12 protein-coding genes are annotated in these 12,152 nt (G+C 53.3%); 3 read left to right on the top strand and 9 right to left on the bottom strand.

What is annotated here, in order from left to right:
• Position 1: 1 nt before the first annotated feature.
• From KQI26_RS10330 to KQI26_RS10310, 5 genes are all read right to left on the bottom strand, one after another.
• Entirely contained in the window at positions 2-652 is a 651-nt protein-coding gene (locus KQI26_RS10330; RefSeq protein WP_216504348.1) for a hypothetical protein, read from the bottom strand.
• A 168-nt stretch (positions 653-820) separates the two neighbouring features.
• A complete protein-coding gene (locus KQI26_RS10325) occupies positions 821-1,507 on the bottom strand; it encodes a YitT family protein (protein ID WP_177614504.1) in 687 nt (228 codons plus the stop codon).
• Between the two features lie 111 nt (positions 1,508-1,618).
• A complete protein-coding gene (gene hemW, locus KQI26_RS10320; protein WP_177614507.1) occupies positions 1,619-2,794 on the bottom strand; it encodes a radical SAM family heme chaperone HemW in 1,176 nt (391 codons plus the stop codon).
• 321 nt (positions 2,795-3,115) lie between these two features.
• Positions 3,116-4,924, bottom strand: coding sequence for a translation elongation factor 4 (lepA, locus tag KQI26_RS10315; protein ID WP_216504347.1), 1,809 nt, complete (start codon positions 4,922-4,924; stop codon positions 3,116-3,118).
• Between the two features lie 181 nt (positions 4,925-5,105).
• The gene (locus KQI26_RS10310) at positions 5,106-5,993 is read right to left on the bottom strand and encodes a DegV family protein (RefSeq protein WP_118748472.1); all 888 of its coding nucleotides are present in this window, start codon (positions 5,991-5,993) and stop codon (positions 5,106-5,108) included.
• Positions 5,994-6,216: 223 nt separating this feature from the next.
• Here KQI26_RS10310 and KQI26_RS10305 point away from each other — a divergent pair, with 223 nt between their 5' ends.
• The 3 genes from KQI26_RS10305 (at position 6,217) to KQI26_RS10295 (ending at position 7,910) form a co-directional block, all read left to right on the top strand.
• A complete protein-coding gene (locus tag KQI26_RS10305; protein ID WP_371744127.1) occupies positions 6,217-6,723 on the top strand; it encodes a COG2426 family protein in 507 nt (168 codons plus the stop codon).
• Between the two features lie 9 nt (positions 6,724-6,732).
• On the top strand, positions 6,733-7,290 hold the full coding sequence (locus tag KQI26_RS10300) for a phosphatase PAP2 family protein (protein WP_216504346.1): 558 nt from the start codon (positions 6,733-6,735) through the stop codon (positions 7,288-7,290).
• Positions 7,291-7,364: 74 nt separating this feature from the next.
• Positions 7,365-7,910: a hypothetical protein gene (locus KQI26_RS10295; protein WP_216504345.1), complete on the top strand. Its 546-nt coding sequence runs from the start codon at positions 7,365-7,367 to the stop codon at positions 7,908-7,910.
• 60 nt (positions 7,911-7,970) lie between these two features.
• Here KQI26_RS10295 and KQI26_RS10290 read toward each other — a convergent pair whose 3' ends face one another.
• The 4 genes from KQI26_RS10290 to KQI26_RS10275 all read right to left on the bottom strand — a co-directional run bounded on the left by KQI26_RS10290 (position 7,971) and on the right by KQI26_RS10275 (position 11,947).
• Positions 7,971-8,441: a GNAT family N-acetyltransferase gene (locus KQI26_RS10290; RefSeq protein WP_216504344.1), complete on the bottom strand. Its 471-nt coding sequence runs from the start codon at positions 8,439-8,441 to the stop codon at positions 7,971-7,973.
• 159 nt (positions 8,442-8,600) lie between these two features.
• Entirely contained in the window at positions 8,601-9,839 is a 1,239-nt protein-coding gene (locus KQI26_RS10285; protein ID WP_216504343.1) for a DUF1015 domain-containing protein, read from the bottom strand.
• Between the two features lie 12 nt (positions 9,840-9,851).
• Positions 9,852-10,766 carry a D-2-hydroxyacid dehydrogenase gene (locus KQI26_RS10280; protein ID WP_216504342.1) on the bottom strand — a complete coding sequence of 305 codons (915 nt, stop codon included), beginning with the start codon at positions 10,764-10,766 and terminating at the stop codon, positions 9,852-9,854.
• A 104-nt stretch (positions 10,767-10,870) separates the two neighbouring features.
• Positions 10,871-11,947: an alanine--glyoxylate aminotransferase family protein gene (locus tag KQI26_RS10275; protein WP_216504341.1), complete on the bottom strand. Its 1,077-nt coding sequence runs from the start codon at positions 11,945-11,947 to the stop codon at positions 10,871-10,873.
• Positions 11,948-12,152: the final 205 nt, after the last annotated feature.

Genomic DNA, 12,152 nt, shown 5'->3' with positions numbered 1-12,152 from the left:
TTTAAAGGTACAGTGTTCTGGTTTTCAGATCCTCGCAATAGGCCTTTTCCACATCCTGGGGAGAAAGATCCCCGGAAAGGTATCCTTTCAGCAGCCGGTCAAACAGCTGCACATACTGGGAAAGGGCCTGGGCGATGTCCTGGGCCGAGCAATTCCGGCTGCGTGGCAGGGGAATGGGCCGCAGGAATTTTCCTTCGTAAAGGGCACATTCCAGCCGGGCCCCCAGCAAGGGAGCCAGGTGCGCGTTCTCGATGCCCACCCACAGGCGGAAGAAGTCGGTCATATCGGCGATGAGCTGGGCCGACTGGGTACGGAACACCACACTCAGATCCCCCAGCTTTCCTTCCCCACCCCGGCTCAGCTCCACCTCATATTTCACCGTAGGCCGGTACTTATAGGCCAAGCTGGATTTCAGGGACATGGTGGGAGAATTGGGTGCGAAAAAAGGCACCAGTTCTTTCACCGGGGCCATCAAGGCCTCCATCTGCTGAAAAATATCGTTGATCCGGCTCTCGGGGGTGGCCACGGAAAGGTTTTGGGCCAAAATCTGGTTGACCAGTCCCGAACGGCTCAGACCCAACTGATGGGCCCGTTCATCCACCGCCCGTACCACATCCTCCGACAGCATCAGGCTATATAATGTCTTTTTCATTTTGCACCTCCTGTGCTTTCCTCATGCTTATGATGCACCCAATTTCAATTTTTGTCAAGATATTTATATAACTATTTTCGCAAATTATATTTTTGTTTACAAATTTCATATTGTACACGCAGCAAAAAACCGTCTGCCAAAGGGCAGACGGTTTTGAATATAATTTCCTCATCCGATTTTCTTTCCAGCGGCCTGTCCATTTTTCAGGTTACGCCACAGGTCCACAAAATTCTCATGACGGATCTCAGTGGGCTTAAAGCGGGTCAGCTGGAAGATCAACTGAAGGCACAAGCCCTGACCAAAGGCGCCCACCAGAGTGCCCAGGCCCACAGGCCCGCCCATAAAGAAGCCCAGAAGGGTGACAGTGGCTTCGATGGCGATACGGCAATAACCAGGCTTGAAATGGGTTTTCCGTGCCGTGGCCACCATCAGACTGTCCCGGGGACCGGCGCCGAACTGGGAACGGATATAAAGATAAGTGCCGAAACCCACCACCATCATACCGGCCACCAACATCAAAAGACCGGTATACCAGGTGTCCATGGTGGGCAGCACATCGGTCCAGATGACAAAATCGGTAAAGGGGCCGATGAGCAGCATATTGCAGATACTGCCCAATCCGATCCGCTCCCGCAGCAAAAGATCGATGCACAAAATAAACATTCCCACCAAAGTATTGGCGGTGCCGATGGTGATGCCCGTCACATTGTGAATGCCCTGATGGAATACATTCCATGGCGTAAAGCCCAGATTGGCCCGCATGGTGATCACGCTGCCCAAGGCACACAGAAACAGCCCCAGGAGCATCAGCACGATCCGCAGACCATAGCCTTCCCGTCGGTGTTGATCCTTCATTTTTTCAAGCCTCTTCCCCATTTTTCATTTTCTCTTTGCCGTCTCTGTTTTGCTATGCCCTTTTCCTGCCTATAACTTTTCTTTTAATTTGGGCTTGACTTTTTAGCAGGTTTACAGCAGTTCGCTTTCCAGCACATCGGTCAAAATCGCATTGGACACCATCATTCCCTTGGGTGTCAGCCGCCACACCCCTCCTTCGTTTTGGCAGTAGCCGGCCTGGATGTATTTGCTCAGCCGCTGGGCATAGGGCGTAAATTCCAGCCGGAAACGACGGTAAAACTCCTCTTCATCCACCCCATCGGTGGTACGCAGTTTCAGCATGATGTATTCCCCATGACGATGGAAACTGGCCACTTCCTCGGCTTCCTCCAGCAGCGGGCCGTTGCCCTCCACACCGTCAATATATCCCTGGGTATCGGCGATGAAGGAAAAGCGGCGGCCGCCGAAAAAGCTGTGGGCCGAAGGGCCAAAGCCCAGATACTGGGACAAATCCCAATAACGGCTGTTGTGCCGGGAACGATAACCCTTTTGGGCGAAATTGGAGATTTCATATTGCTCAAATCCCGCCTGCTCCAGCCGTTCCACTGCGTAAAAGTACATATCGGCCTGCACATCCTCCGGAGGCAGCTCCGGATTTTCTTCATACAGCGGCGTACCTTTTTCCAGTTTGAGAGCATAGGCAGAGATATGCTGGGGCTCCAGAGCGATGATCTGCTCCACTGAATCTTTCCACTGTTCCATGGTCTGACCGGGCAAGCCGTAGATCAGATCCAAAGAGATATTGGAAAATCCTGCTTCCTTGGCCTCGGCCACCGCCTGACGGGCCTGCTGAAAGGTGTGCAGACGGCCCAGAGCCAACAACTCGTCGTCGTGAGCACTTTGAACACCCATGGAAAGTCGGTTGACCCCTGCTTTGAAAAGAGCGCGGAACATCTTTTTGTCTACGCTCTCCGGATTGCATTCCACAGTGATCTCAGCGCCTTTGGCAATGCCTCCGGTTTTCTCCAAAGCGGTGAGCAACTGCCGCAGCCGTTTGCTCCCCAGCAAGGAAGGGGTTCCGCCGCCAAAATAAACGGTATCGATATCGAAACTTTCGCTGCCCCGGAAGTAGTCTCCGAAATGCCGCTCCACCGCCCGGACATACCGATCCATCAGACTTTCATCCTTACAGGGACGGGAGTAAAAATCGCAATAAGAGCATTTTTTCCGGCAGAATGGTACATGGATATAGACACCCAAGCTCTGCCGGATCGCCGGCTTGGGCAGCTGTTTTTTGCGAAATCCCATAATTCCTCGTTTTCTCCCCTGTTCAGGCCGCAGGGCCGGTGTCCGGCCTGCCATACTGGCCTTCACCAAGGCTATTTCGTTTCAGCAGCATTGCTCTGCTTAGGCCACGGGCCAAGTGCCTATTCTTCGTCCAGGGCCGGTGTCCGGCCTGCCATACTGGCCTTCACCAGGGCTATTTTGTTTCAGCAGCATCGCTCTGCTCAGGCCACGGGCCAAGTGCTTATTCTTCGTCCAGGGCCGGTGTCCGGCCTGCCATACTGGCCTTCACCAGGGCTATTTTGTTTCAGCAGCATCGCTCTGCTCAGGCCACGGGCCAAGTGCTTATTCTTCGTCCAGCTTCAGTACTGCCATAAAGGCCTCGGTGGGAAGCTGCACACTCCCCAGGCTCCGCATCTTCTTTTTGCCTTCTTTCTGCTTTTCCAGCAGCTTCTTCTTTCGGGTGATGTCGCCGCCATAGCACTTGGCCAGCACATCCTTCCGCATGGCTTTCACCGTTTCTCGGGCGATGATCTTGCCGCCGATGGCCGCCTGGATGGGTACCTCAAACAGCTGACGGGGAATGTTTTCCTTCAGCTTTTCACAGATCCGCCGGGCCCGGCTGTATGCCTTTTCCCGATGGGCAATAAAGGACAGAGCATCTACCTGCTCTCCGTTGAGCAGCAGATCCACTTTCACCAGATCACTTTCCCGATAATCGGACATTTCATAATCCAGGGAAGCATAGCCCTTGGTGCGGGCTTTCAGTGCATCAAAAAAGTCATAGATGATCTCACCCAGAGGCATCTGATAGTGCAGCTCCACCAGGTTTTGATCCAGATACTGCATATCTTTGAATTCGCCCCGCCGCTCCTGGCACATAGGCATAATATTACCCACATAATCCGGCGGCGCAATGATGGACACCTTGGCATAAGGTTCCTTGGAAAGGGCAATGGAACCAGGATCGGGATAGTTGTGGGGGTTATCCACCCGCACCACTGTACCATCGGTTTTGGTGATCTCATAAATAACCGAAGGTAAAGTGGTCACCAGATCCAGGTCAAATTCCCGCTCCAGCCGCTCCTGGACGATCTCCATGTGGAGCATCCCCAAAAAGCCGCAGCGGAAACCAAAGCCCAGGGCCGCAGAAGATTCCGGTTCAAAGGACAGAGCAGCATCGTTAAGCTGGAGCTTTTCCAGCGCATCCCGCAAATCAGGATATTTGGAGCCGTCCTCAGTATAAACGCCGCAATACACCATAGCCTGGGCCGGGCGATAACCGGGCAAAGGCTCCGCTGCAGGGCGGTCGGCCTCTGTGATGGTATCGCCCACTCGGGTGTCCTTCACATTTTTGATGGAAGCGGTGAAATAGCCCACTTCTCCGGCGGTCAGGGTCTCACAGGGCCCCATGCCCATGGGCAGCAGATAACCGCATTCCAGCACTTCATATTCTCCGCCGGTGGCCATCATCTTCACCTTCATACCGGTGGAGAGTGTGCCCTCCATGATCCGGAAATAGACAATGACGCCCCGGTAGGGGTCATATTGGCTGTCAAAGATCAAGGCCCGCAAAAGCGCCTGGGAATCCCCCTGGGGAGCAGGCACATTCTGCACAATATCCTCCAGCACTGCCGGAATGTTCAGCCCCATCTTGGCCGAGATCTCCGGCGCATCCAACGCAGGAATGCCGATGATATCCTCGATCTCCCCTTTGACCCGCTGAGGATCAGCGGCCGGCAGATCGATTTTATTCAGCACCGGCAGGATCTCCAGATCATGCTCCAACGCCAGATAGGTGTTGGCCAGGGTCTGGGCTTCGATCCCCTGGGCGGCATCCACCACCAAAATGGCTCCTTCACAGGCGGCCAAAGAGCGGGACACCTCATAGTTGAAGTCCACATGGCCCGGGGTGTCGATCAGGTTAAGGGCATAGGTTTCCCCATCCTGGGCCTTGTAATTGAGCCGCACGGCCCGGGCTTTGATGGTAATGCCCCGTTCCCGCTCCAGATCCATGTTGTCCAGCAGCTGGTCTTCCATCTCCCGGTCGGAAACAGCGTCACAGGCCTCCATCAGCCGGTCGGCCAGCGTGGATTTGCCATGATCGATATGGGCCACAATGGAAAAATTACGAATTTTACTTTGTTCTGTCATTTCCTTTCCTCTTTCCCGGGCAAAAATGATCCATCGCACCTCCAACCCGGAAGGAGATGCGTCATGCAAAAAGGGCTTCGCCCTATATTTCCTCGATTATAAAGTATAGCATAGCACAGCACAAAAAATCAATAAACAGTAAAAGCCCGCCAGAGCCAGGCGGGCTTTCCAAATGAAAATATTAATTTCCCCTTTTGCTCCCCCAGAAAAAGAGAGCCACAGTGCCGGGGCCGGTATGGCTGCCGATGGTCGTGCCGATGCTGTTGATCTCCACTTTGCCATTGAGATGGGGGAAATTCTGCTCCACCAGATCGGCTACCGCCCGAGCATCCTCATAGCAAGCCGATTGGGAGATATAGCATTTGCCATCATAATTCTTCCCATTCTGAGCAAATTCTTCCATCTTCTTTTCAATTTCACGGATAACGGCATTTTTTCCCCGGATCTTGAAGCGGGGGACCAAGCGTCCCTGATTGTCCATATTCAGCAGCGGACAAATGTTGAGCAGTGTACCGAACCAGCCGGAAGCCTTGGAGATCCGACCGCCCTTGACATAAAAACTGAGGTCTGTGGAGAAAAACCAATGGTGCACATTCAGACGGTTTTCCTCGGCCCACTGGGCCAGTGCTTCCACTCCCATGCCCTCATCCCGCAAATCGGCCAATTTATCCATCAAAAGGCCGTAGCCAGAAGAGGCTCCCAGGGAATCCACAATAAAGATCTTCCGCTCCGGAAACTTTTCTGCCAGCTCCTGCTGCGCCACATGGGCGGAATTGATGGTGCCCGAAATTCCCGAAGACAGCGTCACATGAAGGATATCCTTCCCCGCTTCCAGGAAAGGGGTGAAATAGGCCACATATTCCTCGGCATTGACCTGGGATGTTTTGGTCTCCGCCCCATCGGCCATGGCCTGATAGAACCGATCAAAGGGGATGGTCTGTCCCAGATCATCGGGATAACTCTGCCCGTTCAGGGAATAGTGAAAGCAAATATAATGAATATCCCGGCTTTTCAGATGCTCCATGGAAAGATCCACTGTAGAGCAGCAGCTCAACACAAAATCGCTCATATGCAAGATTCCTTTCTGAAAAAACCGCTGCGGTTTTTTTGTAACTTCACCATAGTTTATTAGTATAACATCTCCCAGCTTCTTTTTCAATCTCTATCAGAAGCTTTATTGAAAGAAGATGTAAATTTTTTATTCTCAGTTGAATCAACACCATCTATCCTATATAATGGCTATATTCGACCCCTTGAACGGGGCGGCATCATGATTTTAAAGGAGAGACACTGTGGATCAGATCATTCAGCGGATTTTTGATGTTTTCCTGTTTGGTGGTAAAGACTTTGCGCTTTTCATCATTTCCATGATTCCCTTCATCGAACTGCGTGGTTCCATCATCTTTGGTGCCGCTATGGGCATCCCCTGGCAGCATGCCTTTTTGGTCTCCTTCCTGGGGAACATTCTGCCGGTCCCTTTCTTGATCCTGCTGGCCCGGCCCATCTTCGCCTGGCTGAAAACCACCCGGCTGCTGGCCGGATTTACACAAAAAGTGGAAGATCGGCTGATGAAAAAGGCCGATAAGGTAACAGTGCAGAAATATTCCGCCGTAGGCCTGTTTCTGTTTGTAGCCATCCCCCTGCCCGGCACCGGAGCCTGGTCCGGTTCTTTGATCGCCGCCCTGTTGGATGTGAAAATGCGGTATGCATTGCCCGCCGTTATCGCCGGTGTCTTTGCCGCCGGTGTCATCATGACGGTGGCCTCCTATGGTCTGCTGGGCGCCATCCAACTGTTTTAAGGAGCGGACATGGACTTTCTTCTTTCTCTGGACAATGGCATTTTGAATGCCATACAGCATCTGCGCTGCGACTTTCTGGATTGGTTTTTCCCTCGGTTCACCATTTTGGGAAATGGCGGCTGGTTCTATATTCTGGTGGCCGCTCTGCTTCTCTGCTTTCCCAGAACCCGCCGCGCAGGACACAACGCCGCCCTGGCCCTGATCTTCTGCCTTCTGGCGGGAAATCTGACCTTAAAGCCGTTAATCGGTCGGATCCGCCCTCATGACGCCAACGGTTTTACACAGCTTCTGGTGCCCCGGCTGAGGGACTTTTCCTTCCCTTCCGGCCACACCTTCGGCGCCACAGCGGTAGCGGTAAGTTTGCTGTTTTATCACAAAAAGGCAGGGATCGTTGCCTGCATCTTTACCGCTCTCATGGCATTCTCCCGGCTTTATCTTTATGTCCACTACCCTTCGGATGTTCTGGGTGGCATCCTGCTTGGCACAGCGGCTGCCTTCCTGGCCCGGTATTTGCTCCGGCGCCTCTATGCCAGAAAACAGCAAAAAACAGAAAAACCCACAACTTAAAACAGAGGCGCCTGCACCAATCGCAGACGCCTCTATTTTTAAAGTCACACTGTTCAAAAAGGAGGGACTATCCCATGAAACAGGTCACCCAAACAGCATTGACCGGCTTCCGCTCGCCCACTGAGGAGGAAATAGAGCGGATCAGCCAGTATGTGAAGAAAGAACTGTCCCGCCAGCGGCGAATCCAGGGATTTTGGATGTTTTTCTGCGGAGTCATTGCCTTCAGTATGCTGCTGCCGCCCTTTCTTCTATGGAATCCAATGGAAACTCCGGCAATCATCGTAAATTTACTCATCGGCATTCCCACAGCTTTGGGAGCGATCGCCATCGGAAAAAGCTATAAGCGAAAAAAGCAGTGGACCCGGCAAATATGCGCCGGTGCCTTTCAGGTGCTGGACTGCTGGATTTACGAAACCCAGTTTGGAAGCGGCCTGCCCGGTCTGGCCTGGGTGAAGATCTACAACAGCCAGAATCCATATTGCACTGAACGGATGCTCATCGATTATTGGGCCGCAGAATATTATCAACGAGGCCAGCGCAACAAACTGCTCCTCGCTCGCTGCGGTGATGATTATTTTGAACTGTTCAGCGATACAAAACTGGGGATGCAGCGTGCATGAGCACGATTTGCCCTCAAGAAATCCAAGGAAACCAGTATATGGTGAATCGCCACCCCTTTTTTACAAAGGCCGGAAAAACACCAACTCATGGGAAAGACGAATCCCTTCCAATCCGATTTCAGGCACACCGGGCTTGATCTTTCGTGTCTCTTCCAAAGCGTTGAATCCCACTTCACCCAGAGAAAATCCCCGTCGCTGATAAAAGCGAATGGCCGGAATGTTGTCATTAGTGGTCACCACCGAAAGTTCCTTCCCTCCGGCTGCCTTCATTTGTTCGGACAATGCGTCAATCAAAGCGGTGCCGATACCTCGATTTTTCTCCAAGGCGTGGAGCACCAGGATCTCCCATTCTTCGTTTTTAGGCAGATAGAGCAGATAGCCTGTCAGCTTTCCCTCTTCCACCGCGATCAGCCCGGGGCAATGCCGGGTATCATAAACCTGTCCTCTGGTCACCACCAAGGGGCCGACCCATTCCTCTTCCACATCCCGCACCACCAGGGAGCGGTATGCTTCGTCCATTTCTATAATCATAAAAATCCTCTTTCGTTGTTTGCAGTATTTTCATGTTCTCCCCCCTTTCTTTTTTTCTTCATCCTATCACAAGAAAAATAATCTTGTCAACGAAACGCAAAAACTCCCGCCTGTTTCCAGGCGGGAGTTTTGATTTCCCTTGAGGGAAATGATTTCTTTTTACAGCTGGTGGACGAACAGGCCGCTCATCAGCTTGGGCTCAAACCAAGTGGACTTGGGAGGCATGATCTTGCCAGCGTCGGCGATGTTGATCAGTTCCTCGATGGAGGTGGGATACATAGCAAAAGCCACCTTCATGCCCTCGTGGACTCTCTTCTCCAGCTCGCCCAGACCGCGGATGCCGCCGATGAAGTCGATACGGCTGTCGGTGCGGGGGTCCTTGATGCCCAGCAGGGGATCGAGAACATTCTTCTGGAGGATGGAAACATCCAGCTGATCCACAGGATCGTTGGGATCATAGATGTCGCCATGAGCGGTGAGGATATACCACTTGTCGTTCAGGTACATGCCAAAGGTGTGCTTGCTCTCGGGCCGGTACTGGCCTTCGCCGCAATACTCCTTGATGTGGAACATGCCCTTCATCTTCTCCATGAACTCTTCGTCGCTCAGACCGTTCAGGTCCTTGACAACCCGGTTGTAGTCCATGATATACAGCTGCTCATCGGGGAAGAGCACAGCCAGGAAGTAGTTGAACTCTTCCTCGCCGGTGTAGCCCGGGTTCTGCTCCCGGCGCATCTTGCCCACGCGGGCCGCAGAAGCGCAGCGGTGATGGCCGTCAGCGATATACAGGTCGCCAGCTGCCGCAAACTCCTTGCCGATGGTCTCGATGTCGGCTTCATCGGTGATGACCCAAACGGTGTTCTGCACGCCGTCGGAGACGAAATCATACACAGGAGCCTGAGCCATGGTCTTTTCCACAATGGCATTGATGGCGCCTCTGGCCTTGTAGGTCAGGAAGATGGGGCCGGTGTTGGCATTGCAGTAATCCACATGGTTGACCCGATCCTCTTCCTTGTCGGCCCGGGTGAGCTCATGCTTCTTGATCACATTGTTCATGTAATCGTCGATGGAAGCGCAGCCCACGATGCCCACCTGAGGACGGCCGTTCATCACCTGCTTGTACAGGTAGAAGCAGGGCTTCTCGTCCTGGATATAGACGCCGTCGGTGATCATCTTGTTCAGATTGTCACGGGCCTTTTCATAGACCTTTTTGTCATAGTGGTCGATGGAGGGATCCAGGTCGATCTCCGCCTTGTCCACATGGAGGAAGGAATAGGGGTTCCCCACCACCATCTGGCGGGCTTCCTCGCTGTTCATTACATCATAGGGCAGGGCCGCCACTTTGTCAGCCAGTTCGCTGGTGGGACGGATCGCCCGGAAGGGTCTTACGACTGCCATTTTGTACTCTCCTTATTTGTTAAAGAAATTCTCGATGATCTCAACGATCTCCTTGCCAATGCGGCCCTGAGCTTCCTTGGTGGAACCGCCGATATGGGGGGTCAGGGAAATCTTGGGGCAGTTCATGATGCGCTCGTTCTGCAGGGGCTCCTTAGCAAACACATCCAGAGCGGCGCCAGCCAGCTTGTCCTGCTCCAGAGCATCCACCAGAGCATCCTCGTCGATCAGGCCGCCGCGAGCGGTGTTGACGATGAAAGCGGTGGGCTTCATCATAGCCAGATGCTCGGCAGTGATCACAGGCTTGCCGTCCTTGGCAGCGGGGATGTGCAGGGAGACGAAGTCAGCGTTCTTCAGCACTTCTTCCTGAGTGGCGCACACATACTCTTCGGGCAGGCCCTTGATCTCGAAGATGTCGGTGTACATGACCTTCATGCCCAGAGCGGCAGCCTTGCGGGCGATGGACTGGGAGATACGGCCCATGCCGATGAGGCCCAGGGTCTTGCCAGCCAGCTCCACACCTTCATACTTTTTCTTTTCCCACTTGCCTTCCCGCATGGTCACATTGGCAATGCTGATATAGCGAGCCATGGCCAGCATATGGCCCAGAGCCAGCTCAGCCACAGAGTCGGAAGAAGCCTTGGGGGTGTTGGTGACCTTCAGGCCCTTGCTCTCGGCGTACTTCACATCGATGTTGTCCACGCCAACACCACCGCGGATGACCAGCTTCAAACGGCCGGCTTCCACAGCAGCATCGATGATGGGCTCACGAACCTTGGTGGCAGAACGAACGACCAGCACATCATAGTTGGCCAGTTCCTTCTTCAGGTCTTCAGGCTCATAGAACTGCTCTACAACTTCATAACCCTTGGCGCGCAGATCGGCAGCAGCCGCTTTGTTCATCCCATCGGAAGCGAGTACACGGATCATAATTGCATTCTCCTTTTTCATTGGGGTGGATGGAGCAAGTGGCGAACGCAGAACATTCGCCACTTGCTTTCCGCATATTGTTTTTTATTCGGTTGCCCTATGGCTTAGAGGCCCAGGACCTCTTCGATGGCGGAGGTGACCAGCTTCATGTCGTCCATGGTCATGTCAGCCATGTGAGAAATACGGAAGGTCTTTTCCTTCAGATCGCCGTAGCCGTTGGAGATCTCAATGCCTTTTTCGGCCAGCTTCTTGTTCAGGTCGGCCACGCTGATGCCACGGGTGTTCTTGATGGTGGTCAGTGTGGGGCTCAGGTATCTCTCATCGGAGAAGATGGCGAAATACTTTCTAGCCCAGGCGCGGATATACTCGGCCATCTCCAGATGACGGGCATAGCGGTTCTCCAGGCCTTCCACTTCCAGCATGTAGGTCAGCTCTTCCTGCAGAGCGAACATATGGGACTCGCTGGGGGTGGAGGGATACTGATACTTGTCGTCCTTGACAACCTTGTCATAGATCTCCACGATGTCCAGATACAGGCCGCGGTTGGGAACGGTCTTGGCGCGCTCATAGGCCTTCTTGGAAACGGAAGCTGCGCTCATTCCCGGAGGGCAGCCCAAGCACTTCTGGGTGGAAGTGATGCAGAAGTCGATGCCCAGCTCGTCCACAGGGATGCTGGTGCCGCCCATGGAGGAGACGGTGTCCACGCAGAAGACCACATCGGGATACTTCTTCACAACTTCAGCGATCTCCTTGATGGGGTTCATGATACCCACAGAAGTCTCGTTGTGGGTGATGGTGACCAGGTCATACTTGCCGGTGGCCAGAGCCTCGTCCACCTGCTTGGGATCGGTGGCCTGTCCGTCTTCAGCGCGGAACTTGTCGGCGGGAACGCCGTTGGCCACAGCCATCTTATACCATCTGTCGCCGAAGGCGCCGATGGAGAAAACGGCGGCACGCTTGGCGGTGCAGCACTTGATGGCGCTTTCCATCAGGCCGGAGCCGGAAGTGGTGGACAGCACGATCACATTGTTGGTCTGGAAGACCTTCTGCAGCTTGGTGCAGACATCCTTGCCCAGCTCCGTGGCAGCCTTGCCGCGGTGGGAGATCATGGGGGTGGACATCTTGGCCAGAACTTCCGGACGCACATCCACCGGACCGGGGATAAAGAGCTTCTTGTGCATAACGATTCCTCCTGCAATAAAATCGTCGTTTTCAGCTTTCTTCTGCTTTGACGACATAGAAAAAAGAATTGAAACCCCCCTGGCTCCAATTACTTTTCTTTCTTACACCTGTATTCTAACATTTTTGATAACTTTAAACAAGTTGGAAATTGGATTTTCTACATTTTTTCTAAATATATTTTTCCGCAGTTGCCAGTATTTCAGA

Origin of the sequence: Intestinimonas sp. MSJ-38 (assembly GCF_018917925.1) — a bacterium.
GTDB lineage: Bacteria > Bacillota > Clostridia > Oscillospirales > Butyricicoccaceae > Pseudobutyricicoccus.
The sequence above is the reverse complement of the archived record's forward strand: the minus strand, read 5'-3'. Positions and strand labels throughout refer to the sequence as shown.